Raw genomic sequence first — 21,224 nt, forward strand, 5'->3', positions numbered from 1 at the left:
AACGGGGCAATGGCACAGCCGTGACCGCTGGGCCATTGCCTCTGGTCGGCCAAGGCCCTAGCTTGTGCTGCAGGTACAGGCAGACAAGGCAGGTTCTTGGTGGTTTCTCTGGTGCATCGTGCGGCATGGGCCGCGGTTCTCGGAATGTCTCTGAGTGTTTCGGCGGTGGCGGACACCGGTGCAGGGGCTTATCTGGCCGGCCGGCAGGCGATTTATGAAAGCGATTATGCCGCCGCCGAAAGATACTACACCAGGGCGCTGGCATTCGATCCCCAGAATCAGCGTTTGATGGAAAGCGTCCTGTTGGCCCGCGTGGCCCTGGGCGAAATCGAACGGGCCCTGCCCCTGGCGCAAGAGATGGAGGCCGACGGTTTCGTCAATCAGGCTGCGCGCATGGTCATCGCCGCCAATCTGGTGCAACGCGGGCAATTCGCCGAACTTATGGCCCGCGACCCCGAGAGCCAGGGCGTGGGCCCGTTGGTTGACGGGCTGATGCTGGCCTGGGCGCATATCGGCCAGGGCGAGATGACCAAGGCCATGGAGCAGTTCGATACCGTCGCCGCGCAGGACGGGCTGCGAGAATTTGCGTTGTATCACAAGGCGCTGGCGCTTGCCTCGGTGGGTGATTTCGAAGGCGCCGAAGCGATTTTCGGCGCCGATGAGGGGCGCGTCGCGCGGTTCTCGCGCCGGGCGGCACTGGCGCGAGTCGAGATTCTGTCGCAACTGGACCGCAACGCCGACGCGCTGCAATTCCTTGAAACGGTCTTTGCTTCGGGCAGCGATCCGACCATCGAGGCCTATACAGCCCGGTTGCAGGCCGAGGAAACCCTGCCTTTCACGCATGTCCGGTCGGCGCAGGACGGCGTGGCCGAGGTCTTTTTTACCGTCGGCGCGGCGCTGAACACCGAGGCGGCGCATGATTATGTCCTTTTGTATTCCCGCGTGGCGACCTATCTGCGGCCCGATCACATCGACGCCATTCTCCTCAGCGCCGAGTTGCTGGAGGAGTTGGAGCAGCATGATCTGGCGGTTGCCGCCTATCGGATGGTGCCGCCCTCCAGCAGTGATTTCCATGTTGCCGAACTGGGCCGGGCGGATGTCCTTGCCCGGATGGGCAAGACCGACGCCGCCGCCGAAGTGCTGGAAAACCTTGCCGCGCGGCAGCCCGACCTGCCCGGTGTTCACGTCGCGCTGGCCGACCTTCAGCGGCGGCAGGAGAACTATGCCGCGGCCGTCACCGCCTATGACCGCGCAATCGAGCTGACCGAGGCGAACTCCGACGGCAACTGGTTTCTGTACTATGCGCGCGGCATCAGCCACGAGCGACTGAAGAACTGGGACAAGGCCGAGGCCGATTTCCGCAAGGCGCTTGAACTGAACCCGGATCAGCCGCAGGTTCTGAACTACCTCGGCTATTCGCTGGTCGAGCGGCGGGAAAAGCTGGACGAGGCGCTTGAGATGATCCAACGCGCCGTGGCGGCCCAACCCGACAGCGGTTATATCGTCGACAGTCTGGGCTGGGTGCTGTTCCGGCTGGGCCGCTATGACGAGGCGGTCGGACACATGGAACGCGCGGTCGAGCTGATGCCGGTGGATCCGGTAGTGAACGACCATCTGGGCGATGTCTACTGGGCCGTCGGACGCCTGCGTGAGGCCGAGACCCAATGGAAGCGCGCCCTGTCCTTCATCGACCCCGAAGACACCGATGGCGAGGCGGACCCGGACCGCATCCGCCGCAAGCTCGAGATCGGCCTCGACGCTGTGCTGGCCGAAGAGGGGGCCGAACCGCTGAAGGTCGCCAATGGCAATTGAGGGTTTCGCACCCGCCAAGATCAACCTGACCCTGCATGTGACCGGCCGACGCGCCGATGGCTATCACCTGCTGGATTCGCTGACGGCTTTCGCCGATCTGGGCGACAGGCTGACCCTGGAGCCAGGCCCCGATCTTTCAATCCTAGTGACTGGCGAACATGCCGAAGGCGTGCCGACCGACGCGCGAAACCTGGTCTGGAAGGCGGCGCAGGCGATGGGCTGGCGGGGGCGGGTTCATCTGGACAAGGTGCTGCCGCACGGGGGCGGAATTGGCGGCGGGTCGTCGGATGCGGCGGCCACCTTGCGGCTTCTGTCACCCGAAGGCGCCGAGATCCCGCTGGACATTGCGCTGGCCCTGGGCGCCGATGTTCCGGTTTGCACCTTGGGCCGCGCGGCGCGGATGCAGGGCATCGGGGACCGGATCAGCCCGGTCGCTTTGCCGCCGCTTCCCGCCTTGTTGGTCAATCCCGGTGTGCCGGTGCCCACTGGGCCGGTGTTCAAGGCCTTGGCCGCGCACGACAATCCTGCAATGCCGGCCGACCTGCCGGCGTTTGACGGGCCGGAACACTGTGCCGACTGGCTGCGCGGGCAGCGCAACGACCTGCAGCCCGCAGCGATTGGTCTTGCTCCGGAAATCGCGGATGTACTGGATGCGTTGTCAGGTACGCGGGATGTGCTGCTAGCGCGGATGTCCGGGTCGGGGTCGACCTGTTTCGCGCTGTACCCAACGATGAAGGCCGCGCATTTCGCAGCTTACGAGATCGGTGTTGCGCAGGCGGATTGGTGGTGCCGGGCGGTGACGCTCAGTTGAGGCGCGCCACGACATAGTCGGCCATATCCCGCAACAGGTCGCGGATTTCATGGTCGGGCAGAACCGCCAGCACCGCCTTGGCCTTGGCGGCCCAGCCCAGCGCATCGGCGCGGGTGGCGTCCAGCGTGCGGTATTTGTGCATCAGGCCCAGCGCGTGTTGCAGGTCGCCATCCTGCTGGCGGCCTTTTTCGATGGTGCGCTCCCAAAAGGCGCGTTCCTCGGGGGTGGCCTGCGCAACCGCCTTGATGACGGGCAGGGTCAGTTTGCGCTCGCGGAAATCGTCGCCCACGTTCTTGCCGGTGGCCTCGCTGTCGCCCTGATAGTCCAGCAGGTCGTCGGCGATCTGGAAGGCGATGCCCAGCGCGTCGCCATAGGCGAACAGCGCCCGGACCTGCTCCTCGGAGGCGCCGGCGATCACGCCGCCCACCTCGGTCGCCGCGGAAAACAGCGCCGCGGTCTTGCCGCGCACGACCTGCAGATACACGCTCTCGTCGGTGCGCAGGTCGGTGGCAGCGGTCATCTGCAGCACCTCGCCTTCGGCAATGGTGGCCGAGGCATTGGCCAGAATGTCCAGAACCCGCAAAGACCCGGTTTCCACCATCAACTGGAAGCTGCGCGAAAACAGGTAGTCGCCGACCAGCACGCTGGACTTGTTGTCCCACAGCAGGTTGGCGGTGGGCCGGCCGCGCCGCTGGGCGCTCTCGTCCACGACGTCGTCATGCAAAAGCGTGGCGGTGTGGATGAATTCGACCGTGGCGGCCAGGCGGATGTGATGATCGCCGCCATAGCCGAACAGCCGCGCGGCAGCCAAGGTCAGCATCGGGCGCAGGCGCTTGCCGCCCGCTTCAACCAGATGCGCGGTCACCTCGGGGATGCGGGGCGCGTGCTCCGAGGCCATGCGGGTGCGGATCAACGTGTTCACCGCGTCCATTTCGCCGGCCAGCAGCTCGGCCAGTCGCTCATGCGGTTTCGAGATCGTGCCGATGTCCATCACACTCCTGTCACAAGGCTCGACTTTCGCCCCGCCTTGCCCTTACATCCATCCCCATGAAAGAACTTCTGCGCAGCACCGATCCGACCGTCATGGCCTTTGCGTCCGCTCTCCTTGAGGGCGAGGATATAGACTGCTTTGAGATGGACGTAAATATGAGCGTGCTCGAAGGCGGCATCGGCATCTTCCCCCGCAGGCTGATGGTCCGGACCGAAGATCTCTCGCGCGCGCAGCGCGTAATGCGCGACAACGACATTCCCTTGGGGCGATGACCGCGTTTGCCGATACCGATCTGACCTGCAACGATTTTCTGGGCGGGCGCCTGCGCCTTTTGCAGCCGCGCGACGGATATCGGGCCGGGGTCGATCCGGTTCTGCTTGCCGCGGCGGTTCCGGCCAGCCCCGGCCAGTCCGTGCTGGAACTGGGGTGCGGGGCCGGAGCTGCGGTTCTTTGCCTCGGTGCCCGGGTTCCTGATCTACGCCTGAATGGTGTGGAATTGCAGCCGGCCTATGCGGATCTGGCCCGGCGGAACGCACGCGAAAACGGCATTGCCCTGTCGGCCTACGCCGCTGATCTGGCCCAGTTGCCGTCCGAGCTGCGCCAGCTTCAGTTCGATCACGTCATCGCGAACCCGCCCTATTACCGTGCCGGTGCGCACAGCGCCGCCGCGGATGCCGGTCGGCGCATCGCGCTGGGTGAACAAACCCCGCTGGTCGCATGGGTCGAGGCCGCGGCCCGTCGTCTGGCGCCGCGCGGCTATCTGCACATGATACAACGCGCCGACCGCCTGCCGGACCTTATGGCCGCCTGCACGGATCGGCTGGGGTCGCTCGAAATCCTGCCCCTGGCGCCGCGCCGAGGACGAGCCGCCGAATTGGTGATCTTGCGCGCGCGCAAAGGCGGGCGGGCTGCGTTTCGCCTGCATGCGCCGCTGATTCTGCATCAAGGCGACCGCCATGAGCGCGACGAGGACAGCTATGCGCCCGCGGTGTCCGATGTCCTGCGACACGGGCGGCCGCTGCGCTGGCCCGGGCAGCTTTAGGCAAAGACCAGCCGAAATTGTCGGATTTGTGACAGATTCTGTGCGTCTGCAGCGTGACAGGGTGGAAATGTTGTGGTCAACTTCCCATGTCAGATAGATCAACAGAGAAGGAGGATCGCCATGAGCGTTAGCGCACATCTGAGTGAACTGAAGAAGAAGCACGCAAGCCTCAGTCTCCAGGTCGAAGAAGCCCAGCGCGCGCCCGGGATTGACGATCTCCACATTGCCCAACTGAAGAAACAGAAGCTGAAGCTGAAGGAAGAGATCGAGCGTCTCTCCGTCAGCGCCTGAGGCTGGCCCGCGCCGCAATCGCGGCGCCGCCGGTTATCAAAACGGCCGCGATCGCCAGCGTCCAAGAGGGCGCGGCGATCCCGGCCACAACCAGCACTAGGGTCGACAGCAGTGGCGCCGCGTAAGAACTGGTGCCAAGCATTTGGATGTCTCCCTGCTTGACTCCGATATCCCAGACATAGAAGGCCAGCCCCACCGGCCCCAGCCCCAGCGCGACGGTCGAGGCCCAGCCCAATGTGCCTTGCGGCCAAACTGTGTGCTCGAGGACGAAATGCAGCGCCCACGAGGCAAGCGCGGTCAACACGCAGAATACCGCGACCGAGCTGGTGGGTGTCTGGCCCAACCGCCGCGAGAGCACGGAATACCCCGACCATGTCAGCGCGCACAGCAGCGCTAGAGCATAGCCGGGCAGGTATTCCGCCCGAAATCCGGTGCTGCCGCCGCCGGTGATGATGAGCGCGGCGCCGGAAAAGCCCAGACAGGCCCCCAGCAGATGCCCCACGCGCAGGGTTTCTCCGGGCAGCAGTCCCGAAAACAGCACAATCAGCAGCGGCCAGAGATAGGCGATCAAACCTGCCTCAGCTGCAGGCGCCATGCGCAGGGCCGAGAAATACAGCGCGTGATACCCGAACAACCCCAAGGTGCCGAAGGTGAACACCTTCCAGCTGATCTGACGCAACTGGGTCAACCCGCCGCTGCGCCATGTCCAGATCAGCCCCAGCGTGCCGCCGATGCTGAAACAGATCGCGTTCAGCAACAGCGGCGGAGTTGGGGCCGAGCCAACGGTGAACAGGGCCAGCAAGGCCCACAACAATACGGCGACAAAACCGACGGCGGTGGCACGGGTCTTGGTCATGCGGGGGAAATGTCCTCGACCGGGATGATTGTGAAACCGTCGGATATGTGCGCAGTTTTTTCGATTTCCGCAAGGAACCAATCGCGAAAGGCTGCGATCTGAGGACGGGTCTCTTCGCCCTTGCGGCACAGGAACCGGAACCGGGCCTTGGTTTCGATAGCGATCCTGAACGGGGTGACCAGTCGGCCCTCGATCACGTCCTTCATGATCATGGGCCGCCGCCCAAGCGCAACGCCCATCCCCGCCACCGCCGCGTCGATGGCATGGTCGGCGTTTGAAAAATGCGTGCCATGGGTCGGCGTGAAGTCCACCCCGACCGCACGGAACCACGCGGGCCAGTCACAGGGCGGGTTCAGGAAACCGATCGAGTCGTCATGGATCAGGGGCGCCTCGGTCAGGCTTTGCGGCGTCGGATACCGCTCGGCCAGTTCGGGTGTCATGACCGGGGTCAACCACTCGGGCCGCACCGGAACCGAATACAGTCCGTCATCCTGCCCATAGCCGAACCGGATCGCCACATCCACGTCGTCGCGGTCGAAATCCAGGTTGCGCAAGGTGGCCGAGAACCGCAGGTCGATCTCGGGATGTGCACGGGCGAATTCATAAAGGCGCGGCGCCAGCCACTTGGCCGTCAGGGCCGGACCCGCAGTGATCGTCAGTGACGTGTTGTCCTGCAACCGGCGCGTCGCGGCCCAGGCGGCTTGCAGCCGGGCAAAGCCCTCGGCCGCGCCGGGGGCGAGAGTCCGCCCGGCCTCGGTCAGTTCGACCGCGCGGTTCAGGCGGCGGAACAGCGGCTGGCCCAGGTGTTCCTCCAGCGACTTGATCTGAAACGACAAGGCTGCCGGCGTGACGTTCAACTCGTCCGCGGCCTTGGCAAAGGACATGTGTCGGGCAGCGGCGTCAAAGGCGCGCAGGGCGGTCAGCGGGGGAAGGCGATCACTCATTTCGATTCAGAAATTCTTATGCGATATGGGAAAAACTCTCGTTTGCGCCCTTTAAGAGCAAAAGTCATATTTAGTGCAAGTCAAGTTCAATTTAATCAGAAAGGGACCGCCATGATCGAGATGACGACAAACCCCGCCGCGCAAAAGGCGATTCTACGCGCTCATCAAGAGCGTGGCGCGCTGGTCCGGAGTTTCTGGAAATGGGTCACGGGTTCCCGCTGAGCGCAGCGCGCGCGTTCTTACGGGATATAAGAAGGGCCGGCCCAAGGGGTCGGCCCGATTTCGTTTTTCAAGCGCGATCAGACGAAGAACTGCGCCCCGTTGGCCGAAATAGTCGAACCGTTGATGAATTGCGAATCGTCGGAAGCAAGGAACACCACGCAGCGGGCGATTTCTTCCGGTTCGCCCAGGCGACCGGCTGGGATCTGGCCGATGATGGCCTCGCGTACCTTTTCCGGAACGGCCATGACCATCTCGGTCGCGATGTAGCCGGGGCAGATCGCGTTGGCCGTGATGCCCGCCCGAGCGCCCTCTTGGGCCAGCGACTTGACGATGCCCAGATCGCCCGCCTTGGTGGCGGCGTAATTCACTTGGGCGAACTGGCCCTTCTGACCGTTGATCGAACTGATTACGATCACCCGGCCGAACTTGCGCTCACGCATTCCTGGCCAGACAGGGTGGACGGTGTTGAACACGCCCGTCAGGTTGGTGTCGATCACCTGGTGCCACTGTTCGGGGGTCATCTTGTGGAACGGCGCGTCGCGGGTGATGCCGGCATTGGCGACCACGATGTCGATCGGCCCCAGATCCGCTTCGACCTTTGCGATCCCGGCCTTGGACTCGTCATAGTCCGCGACGTTCCATTTGTAGGTGGGGATGCCGGTTTCTTCGGTGAACTTGGCCGCGGCCTCGTCATTCCCCGCATACGAGGCGGCGACATTGTATCCTTCGGCCTTCAGCGCCTTGGAAATCGCCGCGCCGATGCCGCGGGTGCCGCCAGTTACGAGAGCTGTTCGTGCCATTTAGGACTCCTCCATTGAAAATATGGCTTGATAATGTTGCTACAAAAACCGCTACAGCTACGCAATAATCTTTCTCCGGAAAATTGCCGCGCCGCAGAAGAGTTGCCGGGTTGCGTCATCCTTGTGGCCCTTGCGCGTTGGATCGCAAGGGCCACCCCAAAGGCGGTACGGCGGGGCCGGCTACCCGGCTTCGGCCTCAGAGACGCTCCACGCACATGGCAACGCCCATGCCGCCGCCGATGCACAAGGTTGCTAGGCCCTTTTTGGCGTTCCGGCGCTTCATTTCGAACAGCAGGGTGTTCAGAACCCGGCAGCCCGACGCACCGATCGGGTGGCCGATGGCGATGGCGCCGCCGTTGACGTTTACGATCGAGGGATCCCAGCCCATGTCCTTGTTCACGGCGCAGGCCTGTGCGGCAAAGGCCTCGTTGGCCTCGACCAGATCCAAGTCGTCAACCGACCAGCCGGCCTTTTCCAACGCTTTGCGCGAGGCATAGATCGGCCCGACGCCCATGATCGACGGGTCCAGCCCGGCGGTTGCGTAGGACGCGATGCGGGCCAGCGGCTCGATCCCGCGCTTTTCCGCGTTGTCGGCGGACATCAGCAGGGTCGCCGCTGCGCCATCATTGAGGCCGGACGCGTTTGCCGCCGTCACGGTTCCGTCCTTGGTGAAGGCCGGGCGCAGCTTCTGCATGGCTTCGATGGTGGCGCCGTGGCGGATGTATTCGTCGCTGTCCATCACGATGTCGCCCTTGCGCGTCTTGATGGTGAAGGGCACGATCTCGTCCTTGAACTTGCCGGCCTTCTGCGCGGCCTCGGCCTTGTTCTGGCTGGCCACGGCGAATTCGTCCTGCATGTCGCGGCTGATCTGCCACTTCTCGGCCACGTTCTCGGCGGTCTGACCCATGTGGTAGCCGTTGAACGCATCCCACAGACCGTCGCGGATCATCGTGTCGATATAGGTCATGTCGCCCATCTTGTGGCCTGCGCGCAGCGATGCCGCATGGGGCGACAGGGTCATGTTTTCCTGTCCGCCGGCGCAGACGATCTCGGCATCGCCCAGCTGGATGTGCTGAGCGCCCAGTGCGACGGCGCGCAGCCCCGAGCCGCAGACCTGGTTGATGCCCCAAGCCGCGCTTTCCGTGGGCAAGCCGGCGTTGATGTGGGCCTGACGGGCGGGGTTCTGGCCCTGTGCCGCGGTCAGGACCTGGCCCATGATGGTCTCGCTCACCTCAGCCTTATCGATCCCGGCGCGTTCGACGACGGCTTCCAGAACGGCCGCGCCCAGATCATGTGCGGGGGTGTTCGCGAACGAACCGCCAAAACTGCCGACGCCCGTACGCGCGGCGGATGCGATTACAACGTTTGTCATTGAGTCATTCCTTTACCGTCATGGTCCTAATGGGAAATCTGACGGCGCAGGTCGCAGAGAGCCTCTCTGACGATGCAAGAGCGCCTCGTGATCCCCCGCTCCAGCCCCTCTGCAATAGCGCAACGCTGCATGTGCAGCAACGGACAGCTTGTCTCAGACGGCGACCGGGGGACGGGGTAGCGCGGTCATGAGGCGCTCAACTTGCGGTTTTCTCGGCGCTTTTCTGTTCCCACGGTGGTTTGACCGACGGGGCGCCGAACAGAAATCCCTGAAGGCAATCCACGCCGCTGGCCATAAGGAACTCGGCGTCCTCCCGGGTCTCGACCGATTCGGCGATCACCAGGATTTCGAATTCGCGGGCCACGGCGATCAGGGCGCGGACCAGCGCCTGATTGTCGGGGTTGGTGCTGATGCCGCGCACGAATTGTCCGTCGATCTTGGCGGCGTCGAAAAAGAACTCGCGGAAATGGCGGAAGCTGAAGTTGCTGGCTCCGAAATCATCCAGCGTGAAGGCGACCCCCTTGTCCTGCAGTCGGTCCATGAAGTCGATCACCAGTTCCGGCACCTGCATGGCGGAATCCTCGGAGATTTCCAGGATCAACCGTTCGCCGATGGTGGGGTCGCGTTTCAAAAACCGCTCCAACACGCGCGACCAGCGCGCATAGCCGATCGAGCGTGCGGACATGTTGATGGCCAGTCGGATTTCGGGGTTGCGGGCCATTGCCCGCAAGCCTTTTTCCAGCGCCACGCAATCCAGATCGCGCCCGATCGGGGTGTTTTCGACCTGCGGCATGAATTCCCGCGCGGGAATCACCCGGCCGGTTTCATCCAGAACGCGGATGAACCCTTCGTAGAAGGCGACCCCGTGGGGCGGCCGGGCTTGCATCACCGGTTGATAGGCCAGGTGGCATTGCCTGTGCCTGACCGCCTCGGTCGCCATTTGTACGGCCGATCTGTCGCGCGCAGAGACGGCCGAATTCAGCGGGCTGTCCGCGCCTTCCGGCAGATCTGACAAATCCTTTTTCCCCATCGCGCCGAATCCTTCTGAGACACCGAAATCGGTTCCCTCTCAGTTTCGCGTGCAACAGGTGAATTTGCGGTTAAGGGCGGGCCGCTTCAGCGGGTGGACGAGGTGATTGGCTGCATTGCCACGACGGCGCCGATGACAGCGCCCAGCATCCCGAACCCCATACCGGCCAGACCCAGAACGAGAAGCCCCGACAGCGGTTGCGCGGCCAGTGCGCTGAGCATTGCGGTGGCCAGACCCAACAGACCGACGATGGTCGAACAAACTGTGAATCGTGTCATCGGGACCTCCGGGTTGGGCAAATTTACCCAAGGAGACGTGGTTCCGGGGGGCGGAGTTTCAAGGCCGGCCTGCTATCACCACCGCGTGATCAGGCCCGTTCCGCTTGTTGGTTGGGCAGATTTTTATCGAATTGTTCGAAACCGGGTGTTCCGCGATCTTCGGGGTGGCGGGCCAGGTGCTTGGCCTTGATCTGCTCGGAGCTGTCGCGGCTGCCGTCATGGCTGTAGCCCGGCGGGGCAAAACAATAGGCCAGCCGCTGTTTCAGGGTCAGGCCCGGTTGGGTCGCGTCACGCCAAATGGCCACCCATTCGTGAAAGGCCACGCGCAGCGGGTTGAAGGTGCCGATATTATGCACCAAGCCATAATCGACCCGGTCGTGCTCCTGCTCGGGGACGAATGTGCCGAACAGCTTGTCCCAGATGATGAACACTCCGGCATAGTTGCAATCCAGATAGCGCGCGTTGCGGCCGTGGTGGGCGCGGTGGTGGCTGGGAGTGTTCATGACCGCCTCGAACCAGCGCGGCATCTTGCCGATGGCCTCGGTGTGGATCCAGAACTGGTAGATCAGGTTCAGGCCGCCGCAGAACAGCACCATCGCCGGGTGGAACCCCAGCAGGATCAGCGGCGCACGCACGACCATCATGAAGGTGAAGGTATAGGTCCAGGTCTGCCGCAGGGCGGTGGTCAGGTTGTAGTGTTGCGAGCTGTGGTGGTTCACATGGCTGGCCCAGACCCAGCGGATGCGGTGCCCGAACCGGTGCACCCAGTAATATCGCAGGTCATCCAGCACAAAGCACAGGATGATCACCGGAATCGATGTGCCCAGATCCAAGGGCGTGATCTTCCACAGCCACATGAAGAATCCATAGGCGATGAAGCCCAGCAGGAACCCGGACGCGATGTTGCCTGCCCCCATAATCAGCGAGGTCACGGCGTCGCGGGTTTCATACCGGCCGCCACGGCCCTTCATGGCGATCCATAGAAATTCGGCCAGGATGGCGGCGATGAAGAACGGGACTGCCCATTGGACGACATCGGGAAAACTGATCTGGTCGGTCATGCGGGCTCCAGCAGGTGGCGCCAGTGGCGGCGCTCGGTTTCGTCAAGGCGGACGGTGACGCCGGGGGTGGCGAAGTCGTGGAACTGGACCTCGATGCCCTCGGGGTGGTCGATCCAGTCGAAATCGCGCAGGTGGCGGGCCACCGTGTCGGCGCCAAAGGACCACAACAGGCCCGGCCCGGTCTCGGTGCGCACCAGCGCCGCGTGGCCGTCATGGGTCAGGGTGACGTCGATGATGGTGTCGTCGGGAAAATGGCGCACCCATTCGGCGCGCGCGGTATCTGCGCTCAGCACGCGTAGGCGCGATTTGCCTGTCAGATGCAGCAGTGCGGTGATGCCGGCAATGCCACCGACCACCAGAACCAGCAGGATTTCCAGCGGCATGATGTCCTCCCGCAGGCAGAGTGCAAGCGGGGTCAGGCCCTGTCAAAGGTGGCGTTGCGTCAGGTGCCGTCGTGCGGCTCCAGCAGTTCGTGTCGGACAACGCGCTCGACGAAGGGCACCAGCCCCTCGGGCCCTGAGGCGCGATCCTTGAGGTGAATGCAGATATCCGGCCGCCGCGCCGCGATGATACCCAACAGTTCGCCGCGCACCTTGTCATCGAGGCCCGCGCCCATGATCGCGCAGGCGATGCGCGGTTCGGCGTCCAGTTGCCGCCGCACCTCGTCCGGATCATGCGCGCCCAGCCACCGGATCGGAAGGTGGTCCAGTTGCCGCGCCACGTCGCCGATCACGTTGGGTAGCCGGCCGATCAGCAAAACCACCGGTTTCATCTCAGCCTCCTGTCTGTTTCCAATGAAAAACCGGCCCTGTTCAGGCCGGTTCCAGTCTAGCACAAAAGGCCCGTCAGGCGGTCAGCTTTCGGGGTGCAGCAGGGCCGCGATGATCGCCTTGGCGCTGTCCGAGTTCCATTCGGCATCGCCGATCAGCCGCGCAATTTCCCGGCCTTCGGCGTCGATGATCACGGTGATCGGCAGGCCGACGATGCCCATCTCACGCGCGACGGCCTGTTTCGGGTCCTGGTGGCGGGGCAGGTTGGTGATGCCGTTTTCGTCAAAGAACTTCTTGATCCCCGCGGGCGAGTTGCGGCCGGTGGCCAGTGTCAGAACCTCGAACTGGTCTCCGCCGAATTCCTCCTGCAACTCGGCGATCTGGGGCATCTCCTTGCGGCAGGGTGCGCACCAAGTGGCCCAAAAGTTCAGCAGAACGTATTTGCCGCGATAGTCCGCCAGTGTGGCCGTGCCGCCGTCATCTTCCAGCAGAAACTCCGCGTCCGAGACCGGTTTCGGCTCGGAATGCAGGATCAGGCGTTTCAGACTGCCCTCGCGCAGGTCGGCCAAGGCCTGCGTGTCGGCGGCCAAAGCGGCATTTGCACCCAGCGCAAGGGCCATATAAAGGGGGATCAGACGAAACAGGCGCATATCAACTCCGGGTTTTCCAGCATGACCGAACAATCCTCGAACCAGATGTGGGGCGGCCGCTTTGCCGCCGGACCAGACGCGATCATGGAGGCGATCAATGCCTCGATCGGGTTCGACCGACGGATGGCGGCCCAGGACATCGCGGGCTCGCGTGCCCATGCCGCCATGCTGGCCGCCACGGGCGTCATAAGTGATAGTGATGCCGAGGCCATTCGGGAAGGGCTGCTCACCGTTTTGTCAGAGATCGAACGCGGTGAGTTCCAGTTTTCGACTGCGCTGGAAGACATCCACATGAATGTCGAGGCGCGGCTGAAAGAGATCATCGGCGAGCCCGCAGGCCGCCTGCACACGGGCCGCAGCCGCAATGACCAGGTGGCGACCGATTTCAAACTGTGGGTCCGCGATCAGCTGGACGCCGCCGAATCCGGCCTGCTGGCCCTGATCCGCGCGCTTTTGGCGCAGGCCGAGGCCGGGGCCGATTGGGTCATGCCCGGCTTCACCCACCTGCAGACCGCGCAGCCGGTGACCTGGGGCCACCACATGATGGCCTATGTCGAGATGTTCGGCCGCGACCTCAGCCGCGTGCGGGATGCGCGCGCCCGGATGAACGAATGCCCGCTGGGTGCTGCGGCGCTGGCCGGCACGTCTTTCCCGATCGACCGGCACATGACGGCGCAGGCGCTGGGCTTTGACCGGCCCGCCGCCAACTCGCTGGATGCGGTCAGCGACCGGGACTTCGCGCTGGAATTTTTGTCGGTGGCCTCGATCTGCGCGGTGCACCTGTCGCGCTTTGCCGAGGAACTGGTGATCTGGTCCTCGGCCCAGTTCCGTTTCGTCACCCTGTCCGACCGGTTCTCGACCGGCTCGTCGATCATGCCTCAGAAAAAGAACCCCGACGCCGCTGAACTAATCCGCGCCAAGGTGGGCCGGATCTTTGGTGCCAACACGGCGCTGATGATGGTGATGAAGGGCCTGCCGCTGGCCTATTCCAAGGACATGCAGGAAGACAAGGAACAGGTCTTTGACGCCGCCGACAACTGGATGCTGGCGCTGGCCGCAATGGAAGGCATGGTCAAGGACATGACCGCCAACCGCGACAGCCTGGCCGCTGCCGCCGGCTCGGGCTTTTCCACCGCGACCGATCTGGCCGACTGGCTGGTGCGTGTGCTGGGCCTGCCCTTCCGTGATGCGCACCACGTCACCGGATCGCTGGTCGCCATGGCCGAGAAGAAGGGCTGCGACCTGCCCGATCTGACGCTCGAGGACATGCAATCGGTCCACGCGGGCATCACGCAGGATGTCTATTCTGTCCTTGGCGTGGATAATTCGGTAAACTCGCGCCAGTCCTATGGTGGTACGGCCCCGGACCAGGTCCGGGCTCAGATCGCCCGTTGGAAGGAGTTGCTGAAATGACAACCTTGCGCGTGATTGCCCTGATCGCGGCCGCCTTGGCTTTGGCAGCCTGCGGCGCCGACGGAGAGCCCGTTCAGCCGACCTTGAACGCCAATGTGGGCGTGTCGAGCAGCGGCGCTTATGTCGGTGGCGGGGTTGGCTTGCACAAGGGGCCGATCAGCGTGTTTTTCGGGATTTGATCCCGCAATCTGCTTGAAAGCGGCGCGCCAGCCACCATGTCGCATGTGACCCGAGGAAAAGGCATAGATATGAAACTGATCGGCCTGATCTTGTCGCTTGCTGTACTGGCGGCCTGCGAGTCCACGAGCGCACAGCGATCGCAGCCTGTGGAAGAGCCCGCGCGCTCAGGGGCTGGAGTGTCCGTTTCTGGTTACGCGCGGTCAGGGATTTCAAAGACCTTCTGATCGGTTGCCTGCGTTTGTCAGCCGGCCACGGAGTGTCCGCGCTGGCGCAGACACTCGATCAAGATGTCGCGCCGGGTATTGCGCATTTCGGCCGCGCCAGCGACGGCCCCCGCCGCCGATCCCACGGCCGCACCGGCCAAAGCGCCTTCGGCGTTGCCGACCGTATCGTCCGACAGACCGGCCAGAGCGCCGACTCCGGCCTCGATCAGGGCCTGTTACCGAGTTTCCGGGTTCCACAGGTTCTGGGACTTGGCCAGGGCGCGGCACTGGTCCAGATCAGCGGCATAAGCCGGGCCCGGCTCGGCTGCCAGAACGGGTTGGTGTTGCGCCCGGTGCCGCTGCAGGTGGCCGTGATCAGGGCCAGCGGCAAGGCCGCCACTTTGAATTGTTCCGTGAACAACATGAATTTTCCTTTCGTTTGGGATGTTCAACAGGCGTCGGTGCCGCGCCTGTCGTGGCGTGGCCCAAGCTCTGGTTCGGGTGTGTGAGGCGGGTTCAGAAATGGCCCAGGCCGCGATGGGCCAGCGCCAGGACATAGACGGCCAGGATGAAATCCAGGATCTCGACCAGCCCCAGCATCAGCGGGATCGGGTCGGGTGATGTCGGGAACACATGACCCAGGTCCAGCAGGACCACGAAGATGTATCCCTAGGCCGCCACGATGGCGCCCCAGCTTGCGACGGCCGAGCCGCGCAGCATGGCCACCGCCGACCCCACGGCCAGCAGAGCAAGCGCGATCAGAAAGGCGTTGAAACCCCAGAATACTGTTTCGCCCAGCCCGGAAAAGTCCCGGGTCTCGATCGGGCCACCGGGGACCAGCGTGACAAAGCTGGCGACGAGGAGAAGCATCAGTTTGGCGGCTGTGGCCGTGTGTTGGGACGCCACAGGCCGCGTTGGGCCGGCGTTGATTTGTGACGAGTGCGCCATGACAGGACCCTATTAATGACTGGTGGGTCATAAATGGAGACGGCTTTAATGACCCGGTAGTCATCAAAAAATTGAAATTGCGTGACGCTGCGTCCAGTCTGCGTCAAGAGGGGCGCGCCGTAAGAAAGCCGTAAGAAAATTGAGGGGCAAGATGCCGAAGATCGTCGATCGAGAAGAGATGCAGGGGCGCATATTGGATGCGGCCATGGCATGCTTTCTGGATCAGGGCTATCACGCCACAAAGATGCAGGACTTGGCCCGCCAGGCCGCGATGGCCAAGGGCACACTGTATCTGTATTTCCAAAGCAAGGAGGCTTTGCTTCTGGCGTTGCTGCGGCGGTATTTCGAGGATATCCGCGCTCGCATCAGCGACATCCCGGCCCCGCAGACGCTGGACCAGTTCATGACCGGGCTGCGTCTGTCCATGCCTGCCGACCGCCTGGCGGCGACGCGGCTGTTCTTTGACGTGCTGGGCCCCGGTTTCCAGGACCCGCGCGCGGCCGAGATCATCGGCGGGTTCTTCGCCTGGCTGGCCGATCACTATGCGGATCAGTTGGCCCCCTTGATCCGCGCGGGTGAAATCCGCAGCGACCTGAGTGCGCAGGCCGCGGCGCAGGCGGTGACGGCGATGCTGGACGGGCTGGTGATCCATCTGGCGATCTTCGGGGTCGAGGAAGATGTCTTTGAGGCCCGGCGCGATGCCACGTTGGCCCTGCTCGAGACCGGCCTGAGGGGCGGCGTGGCGCCACCGGGCTAGGCCCTGTTTGCCTGCCCGCGCCGCAAACCCCGTTGATCCGCGGGGCCGTTATGGTCTAAGCGCGCAGACATGGATCATTTTCTGTACCGCGACGGCGCGCTGCACGCCGAAGATGTCCCGATCGCCCACATCGCCGAGGCGGTCGGAACGCCGTTCTATGTCTATTCCACGGCCACGCTGCTGCGGCACTTTCGCCTGTTCGACGACGCCCTGGCGGGCACCGACCATCTGGTCTGCTATGCGATGAAGGCGGCCAGCAACCAGGCCATCCTGAAAACGCTGGCGCAGGCGGGCGCTGGAATGGACGTGGTTTCGGGCGGCGAGTACCTGCGGGCCAAGGCAGCGGGTGTGCCGGGCGAAAAGATCGTGTTCTCAGGCGTCGGCAAGACGGCCGAGGAGATCCGCACCGCGCTGACAGGTGGTATTCGCCAATTCAACGTCGAATCGGAACCCGAGATGGAGGTGATCAACGCCGTCGCGCAGGAACTGGGCGTGATCGCGCCGATCACCGTTCGCGTGAATCCGGACGTTGATGCCAAGACACATGCCAAAATCGCCACAGGTAAATCCGAAAACAAATTCGGTATCCCGATCGCCCGTGCACCCGAGGTCTATACCCATGCCGCCAACTTGCCGGGGCTGAAGGTGGTGGGCATCGACGTTCATATCGGCTCGCAACTGACCGATCTTGAGCCATTCCGCCTGGCATACTCCAAGGTGGCCGAGCTAACCGAACAGCTGCGCGCACAAGGCCACGACATTCACCGCCTGGACCTGGGTGGCGGGTTGGGCATCCCCTATGCGCGTTCGAACGAGGCGCCGCCGCTGCCGGTCGAATACGGCGCGATGATCAAGGAAACGCTGGGCCATCTGGGCTGCGAGATCGAGATCGAGCCGGGCCGCCTGATCGCGGGTAACGCAGGGCTGATGGTGTCGAAGGTGATCTATGTAAAGTCGGGCGAAGGGCGCGATTTCCTGATCCTGGACGGGGCGATGAACGATCTGATCCGTCCGGCCATGTACGATGCCTATCATGACATCGTCCCCGTCATCGAACCCGCACCGGGGGTCGAGCAGCGCCCCTATGACATCGTCGGCCCGGTCTGCGAAACCGGCGACACCTTTGCCAAGCAGCGCAACATGCCGCCGCTGACCCCCGGCGATCTGGTCGCATTTCGCAGCGCCGGTGCCTATGGCGCGGTGATGGCCAGCGAATACAACACCCGCCCGCTGATCCCCGAGGTTCTGGTGAATGGCGATCAATTTGCGGTTATTCGTGAACGGCCCACCTTTGACGAAATCATAAACCGCGATACCATACCGGAATGGCTCTGACGCGATGACCGCGCGGGCCTGACCCGGAGGCCCGCCGTGACCGACAGATCGAACCTGCCCATTCCCAAGGCGTCCCTGTGGCTGACCCATGGCGGGATGCTGGCCGAGCAGGCGTTGCGGGCCTTTTGGCCTTTCCTGTCATTGCTGATGCTTGTTCTGGGCCTGCTGATGCTGGGCGTTCAGGACATGGTCGGCGTCGAAACGGTCTGGATCGCGGGCGGGATGGCCGCCGTGGCGCTGTGTGCGACGTTGATTTGGGGCGCGCGCAGGTTTCACCTGCCAACCCGGGCGCAGGCACTGGTCCGGTTGGACGAAACCCTGCCCGGACGACCTATCCAGGCTTTGATGGACGATCAGGCCATCGGCGCGATGGACCCGGATTCGGTGGCGCTGTGGCGAGCGCATCAGGCGCGTATGGCCGCGCGAGCGGCCCAGGCCGGGCCGGTCCGACCGGATCTGGACCTGAACCGGAGAGATCCCTTTGGTCTGCGCTTCGTCGCCATGCTGGCGCTGGTGGTGGGGCTGGTGTTCGGCTCGTTCTGGCGTATCGGGTCGGTGACGGAAATGACGCCGGGTGCCGCGACGGCGGGTCAGGGTCCCAGCTGGGAAGGCTGGGTCGAGCCGCCCCGCTATACCGGCTTGCCGACCCTGTATCTGGCCGATCAGTCCGGCTCGACCCTGTCTATTCCGCAAGGCAGCCATGTTACCCTGCGATTCTACGGTGCGGTCGGGGCGCACAGCCTGACGGAAACAACCTCGCGCGGCGGGGCTGAGGCCGCAACGGAGCCGGAACAGGATTTCATCGCCGAGCAATCCGGCCGACTGTCGATCGAAGGTCCGGCCGGGCGCGACTGGTCGGTCCAGATTATCGCCGACACGCGGCCGCAGATCGACGTGGCGGCGCCGCCGACCGCCGAGGCGGGGGGGCAGATGAAACTTCCCTTTGCGGCACGCGACGACTACGGCGTGGTTTCGGGCGAGGCCCGGATTGAGCTGGACCTTGCCGCGGTCGACCGCCGTTACGGCCTGGCCACGGTGCCCGACCCGCGCGAGGCCATCACCGTTCCTCTGCCGATGCCGATCGCCGGCGACCGCAGCGATTTCACCGAGGACCTTATCGAGGATTTCTCGCAGCACCCCTGGGCGCATCTGCCGGTCAGGATAACCCTGTCGGCGCAGGATGCCGCTGATCAGACTTCGGATGCCGAACCCTATCAAACCGCGCTGCCCGCGCGTCGGTTCTTTGACCCGCTCGCTGCGGCGGTGATCGAACAGCGGCGCGATCTGTTGTGGGCGCGGGCCAACGCGCCGCGCGTGGCGCAGGTGCTGCGCGCCGTGTCGCACCGTCCCGAAGACATCTTCCGCTCGGAAACCGCCTATCTACGCCTGCGCTTCATCCTGCGCCGGCTGGAAACCTTCACCGAGTTCGGTCTGAAACCGGAACAGCAGGAGGAAATCGCCCAGGCGCTGTGGGATCTGGCCCTGTTGATCGAGGAAGGCACGCTGGCGGATGCGCTGGAACGGATGCGCCGGGCGCAGGAACGGCTGACCGAGGCGATGAAGAACGGCGCCAGCGACGAGGAGATCGCCGATCTGATGCAAGAACTGCGCGAGGCGACCGACGAATATCTGCGCCAACTGCAGCGATTGGCGCAAGAGAATCAGGGCGGCCAGCAGGGTCAGCAGAACCAGAACGGCGAGACCATGCAGATGACGCAGGATGACCTGCAGCGCATGATGGACCGCATTCAGGAACTGATGGAACAGGGCCGCATGGCCGAGGCGCAGCAGGCGCTGGAGGAATTCCAGCAGATGATGGAAAACATGCGCGTGACCCAAGGTCAGGGTCAGGGCGGCCAGTCGGAAGGGCAACAAGCCATGGAAGGCTTGGCCGAAACCCTGCGCGAACAACAGGGCCTGAGCGACGAGGCCTTCCGCGACCTGCAGGAACAGTTCAACCCGGGGGCTCGGGCCGGTGAAAGCCAGGGCAACGAGGGCCAGTCCGGCGGGCAGGGCCGGGGCCAGAGCCACGAGGGTCAAGGCGGGCAGGGCTCGGACCAATCCGGCGAAGGCCAGAGCGGTGAAGGGATGCTGGCGGATCGCCAGCAGGCGCTGCGGGAAGAATTGCGACGCCAGCAACAGAACTTGCCGGGGGCCGGAACGCCCGAAGGCGACGCGGCACGGGAATCGCTGGGCCGCGCCGGGCGGGCCATGGACGAGGCCGAACAGGCCCTACGCGATCAGGATCTGGCCGAGGCCATCGACCGTCAGTCCGAAGCGATGGAGGCCTTGCGCGAGGGCATGCGGTCACTGGGCGAAGCCATGGCCCAGAATCAGCAGAACCAGCCGGGTCAGGGCACGCAGGATGGCGACATGCAGGCCAACAATCGCGATCCGCTGGGCCGGAATCCGGGCGCGGCGGGGTCGATCTCGACGGACGAGAACCTGCTGCAGGGCGAAGACGTCTATCGTCGGGCGCGCGAGCTGTTGGATGAAATCCGCCGTCGCACCGGCGAAACAGACCGCCCGAAGATCGAACTCGAATATCTCAAGCGGTTGCTCGAACGGTTCTGAAGCGGCCTATTCGGCTGCCGAACCCGCCTGCGTTTCCAGCCAGACGCGGGCCTGATCGACTAGGTTCACATAAGACTGAAGGACCGGTTCGGCCTGCGGTACCGCCTCGCTGATCTGGCGGGCATTTCCGTAGATCAGAAACAGCACCACGCCGATGATCAGCATCAGGGCAAACCCGCGCATGAACCCGCCCGAGCGGCGCGGTGCCGCCTCGGTTGCAGGGGCGGCGTCTGCCGCCGCATCCCCGCGCAGGCTGGAATTGATGCTGTCCACGTCCGGCAAGGCGCCAGGCTGCGCGGCGTTGCCTGCGATTTCGGTGGCAGCGGGCGGCTTGGTGGCGGGCGCCGGTTTGGGCGGAGTGTCCAAGCCCAGATCCGGCTGGCTTTCAAGGCTGGTGCCTTCCTTGGCGCGCAATTCCGCCTCGCGGGCGGCCTCCTCCTGGAGAATGCTGGCGACTGTGGGGTCCACGCTGCTGCGCGGCTCCGGTTTCGGGGCTTCGGATCCGGGCGCAGGTCTGGCCGTGTCTTCCGGCTTGGGCGCGGTAGGCTCGTCTGGGTCTTCAGGTGGCGTCTGGGTCGAGGTCGGTGCGGGCTCATTTTCGGCCACATCCGTCTGACCGTCCTTTTCGGGATGCTTGGGTTGGAACCATGTCTGTTCACAATTGGAACATTGCACGTCCCGACCGGTTTCCGGAATGACATCGTCCGGCACTTCGTACTGGGCGTTACAGTTCGGGCATGTTAGTCGCATACAGCCTCCGCGGCCGGCATGGGCCAGTTCGTCATTTTTCCAAGGATGATAGTCCGTTAAGACATATCAGCAAAGCGCGATTTCCGCAGGTCGTGCCAAGTGTCGCCAAATGGACCCGGTGCGGGCATTGAAAC

23 protein-coding genes and 1 pseudogene are annotated in these 21,224 nt (G+C 64.1%); 11 read left to right on the plus strand and 13 right to left on the minus strand.

The window, feature by feature from the left end:
* Positions 1 to 144 precede the first annotated feature (144 nt).
* On the plus strand, positions 145 to 1,812 hold the full coding sequence (locus tag AC2FMN_RS10330; RefSeq protein ID WP_496687998.1) for a tetratricopeptide repeat protein: 1,668 nt from the start codon (positions 145 to 147) through the stop codon (positions 1,810 to 1,812).
* The gene (locus AC2FMN_RS10335; RefSeq protein ID WP_496688001.1) at positions 1,802 to 2,623 is read left to right on the plus strand and encodes a 4-(cytidine 5'-diphospho)-2-C-methyl-D-erythritol kinase; all 822 of its coding nucleotides are present in this window, start codon (positions 1,802 to 1,804) and stop codon (positions 2,621 to 2,623) included. Before AC2FMN_RS10330 ends, AC2FMN_RS10335 begins: the two co-directional genes overlap by 11 nt.
* On the opposite strand, the gene AC2FMN_RS10340 is transcribed toward AC2FMN_RS10335, so the two are convergent.
* The gene (locus AC2FMN_RS10340) at positions 2,616 to 3,614 is read right to left on the minus strand and encodes a polyprenyl synthetase family protein (RefSeq protein WP_496688003.1); all 999 of its coding nucleotides are present in this window, start codon (positions 3,612 to 3,614) and stop codon (positions 2,616 to 2,618) included. The genes AC2FMN_RS10335 and AC2FMN_RS10340 overlap by 8 nt on opposite strands.
* Before the next feature lie 56 nt (positions 3,615 to 3,670).
* Between AC2FMN_RS10340 and AC2FMN_RS10345 the strand changes: the two genes are divergently transcribed.
* The 3 genes from AC2FMN_RS10345 (at position 3,671) to AC2FMN_RS10355 (ending at position 4,947) form a co-directional block, all read left to right on the plus strand.
* Positions 3,671 to 3,886, plus strand: a complete 216-nt coding sequence (locus AC2FMN_RS10345; RefSeq protein WP_496683000.1) for a putative signal transducing protein — start codon at positions 3,671 to 3,673, stop codon at positions 3,884 to 3,886.
* The gene (locus AC2FMN_RS10350) at positions 3,883 to 4,656 is read left to right on the plus strand and encodes a tRNA1(Val) (adenine(37)-N6)-methyltransferase (RefSeq protein ID WP_496688005.1); all 774 of its coding nucleotides are present in this window, start codon (positions 3,883 to 3,885) and stop codon (positions 4,654 to 4,656) included. The genes AC2FMN_RS10345 and AC2FMN_RS10350 overlap by 4 nt, the downstream gene beginning before the upstream one ends.
* A 120-nt stretch (positions 4,657 to 4,776) precedes the next feature.
* Positions 4,777 to 4,947, plus strand: a complete 171-nt coding sequence (locus tag AC2FMN_RS10355) for a YdcH family protein (RefSeq protein ID WP_496682994.1) — start codon at positions 4,777 to 4,779, stop codon at positions 4,945 to 4,947.
* Here the strand turns inward: AC2FMN_RS10355 and yddG are convergent.
* From yddG to AC2FMN_RS10405, 10 genes are all read right to left on the minus strand, one after another.
* Positions 4,937 to 5,803, minus strand: coding sequence for an aromatic amino acid exporter YddG (gene yddG, locus AC2FMN_RS10360; RefSeq protein WP_496688007.1), 867 nt, complete (start codon positions 5,801 to 5,803; stop codon positions 4,937 to 4,939). The genes AC2FMN_RS10355 and yddG overlap by 11 nt on opposite strands.
* On the minus strand, positions 5,800 to 6,747 hold the full coding sequence (locus AC2FMN_RS10365; RefSeq protein ID WP_496688009.1) for a transcriptional regulator GcvA: 948 nt from the start codon (positions 6,745 to 6,747) through the stop codon (positions 5,800 to 5,802). Before AC2FMN_RS10365 ends, yddG begins: the two co-directional genes overlap by 4 nt.
* Before the next feature lie 299 nt (positions 6,748 to 7,046).
* A complete protein-coding gene (gene phbB / locus AC2FMN_RS10370) occupies positions 7,047 to 7,769 on the minus strand; it encodes an acetoacetyl-CoA reductase (RefSeq protein ID WP_496682989.1) in 723 nt (240 codons plus the stop codon).
* 196 nt (positions 7,770 to 7,965) lie between these two features.
* Entirely contained in the window at positions 7,966 to 9,141 is a 1,176-nt protein-coding gene (locus AC2FMN_RS10375) for an acetyl-CoA C-acetyltransferase (RefSeq protein WP_496682987.1), read from the minus strand.
* 196 nt (positions 9,142 to 9,337) lie between these two features.
* On the minus strand, positions 9,338 to 10,171 hold the full coding sequence (locus AC2FMN_RS10380) for an EAL domain-containing protein (RefSeq protein ID WP_496688011.1): 834 nt from the start codon (positions 10,169 to 10,171) through the stop codon (positions 9,338 to 9,340).
* 86 nt (positions 10,172 to 10,257) lie between these two features.
* Entirely contained in the window at positions 10,258 to 10,449 is a 192-nt protein-coding gene (locus AC2FMN_RS10385; protein ID WP_496682982.1) for a hypothetical protein, read from the minus strand.
* A gap of 89 nt (positions 10,450 to 10,538) precedes the next feature.
* Positions 10,539 to 11,510 (minus strand): sterol desaturase family protein, encoded by a 972-nt coding sequence (locus tag AC2FMN_RS10390; RefSeq protein ID WP_496688014.1) that lies wholly within the window; start codon positions 11,508 to 11,510, stop codon positions 10,539 to 10,541.
* A complete protein-coding gene (locus tag AC2FMN_RS10395; protein ID WP_496682978.1) occupies positions 11,507 to 11,893 on the minus strand; it encodes a hypothetical protein in 387 nt (128 codons plus the stop codon). Before AC2FMN_RS10395 ends, AC2FMN_RS10390 begins: the two co-directional genes overlap by 4 nt.
* 59 nt (positions 11,894 to 11,952) lie before the next feature.
* A complete protein-coding gene (locus AC2FMN_RS10400; protein ID WP_496688017.1) occupies positions 11,953 to 12,282 on the minus strand; it encodes a hypothetical protein in 330 nt (109 codons plus the stop codon).
* 81 nt (positions 12,283 to 12,363) lie between these two features.
* A complete protein-coding gene (locus tag AC2FMN_RS10405; protein WP_496688019.1) occupies positions 12,364 to 12,930 on the minus strand; it encodes a TlpA disulfide reductase family protein in 567 nt (188 codons plus the stop codon).
* Positions 12,931 to 12,951: 21 nt separating this feature from the next.
* On the opposite strand from AC2FMN_RS10405, the gene argH reads away from it, so the two are divergent.
* From argH to AC2FMN_RS10420, 3 genes are all read left to right on the plus strand, one after another.
* Positions 12,952 to 14,343, plus strand: a complete 1,392-nt coding sequence (gene argH, locus AC2FMN_RS10410) for an argininosuccinate lyase (protein WP_496688020.1) — start codon at positions 12,952 to 12,954, stop codon at positions 14,341 to 14,343.
* The gene (locus AC2FMN_RS10415; RefSeq protein WP_496682971.1) at positions 14,340 to 14,522 is read left to right on the plus strand and encodes a hypothetical protein; all 183 of its coding nucleotides are present in this window, start codon (positions 14,340 to 14,342) and stop codon (positions 14,520 to 14,522) included. Before argH ends, AC2FMN_RS10415 begins: the two co-directional genes overlap by 4 nt.
* Before the next feature lie 257 nt (positions 14,523 to 14,779).
* The gene (locus AC2FMN_RS10420) at positions 14,780 to 15,235 is read left to right on the plus strand and encodes a hypothetical protein (protein ID WP_496688023.1); all 456 of its coding nucleotides are present in this window, start codon (positions 14,780 to 14,782) and stop codon (positions 15,233 to 15,235) included.
* A 7-nt stretch (positions 15,236 to 15,242) separates the two neighbouring features.
* Here AC2FMN_RS10420 and AC2FMN_RS10425 read toward each other — a convergent pair.
* Positions 15,243 to 15,674, minus strand: a pseudogene (locus AC2FMN_RS10425) (DUF8051 family protein).
* Between the two features lie 151 nt (positions 15,675 to 15,825).
* On the opposite strand from AC2FMN_RS10425, the gene AC2FMN_RS10430 reads away from it, so the two are divergent.
* From AC2FMN_RS10430 to AC2FMN_RS10440, 3 genes are all read left to right on the plus strand, one after another.
* On the plus strand, positions 15,826 to 16,431 hold the full coding sequence (locus AC2FMN_RS10430; RefSeq protein WP_496688025.1) for a TetR/AcrR family transcriptional regulator: 606 nt from the start codon (positions 15,826 to 15,828) through the stop codon (positions 16,429 to 16,431).
* A gap of 69 nt (positions 16,432 to 16,500) precedes the next feature.
* On the plus strand, positions 16,501 to 17,766 hold the full coding sequence (gene lysA, locus AC2FMN_RS10435) for a diaminopimelate decarboxylase (RefSeq protein ID WP_496688028.1): 1,266 nt from the start codon (positions 16,501 to 16,503) through the stop codon (positions 17,764 to 17,766).
* Between the two features lie 36 nt (positions 17,767 to 17,802).
* The gene (locus AC2FMN_RS10440; protein ID WP_496683255.1) at positions 17,803 to 20,340 is read left to right on the plus strand and encodes a TIGR02302 family protein; all 2,538 of its coding nucleotides are present in this window, start codon (positions 17,803 to 17,805) and stop codon (positions 20,338 to 20,340) included.
* A 6-nt stretch (positions 20,341 to 20,346) separates the two neighbouring features.
* On the opposite strand, the gene AC2FMN_RS10445 is transcribed toward AC2FMN_RS10440, so the two are convergent.
* On the minus strand, positions 20,347 to 21,090 hold the full coding sequence (locus AC2FMN_RS10445; RefSeq protein WP_496688031.1) for a zinc-ribbon domain-containing protein: 744 nt from the start codon (positions 21,088 to 21,090) through the stop codon (positions 20,347 to 20,349).
* Between the last annotated feature and the right edge of the window lie 134 nt (positions 21,091 to 21,224).

This window comes from Ruegeria sp. BHSC037, from assembly GCF_059613045.1.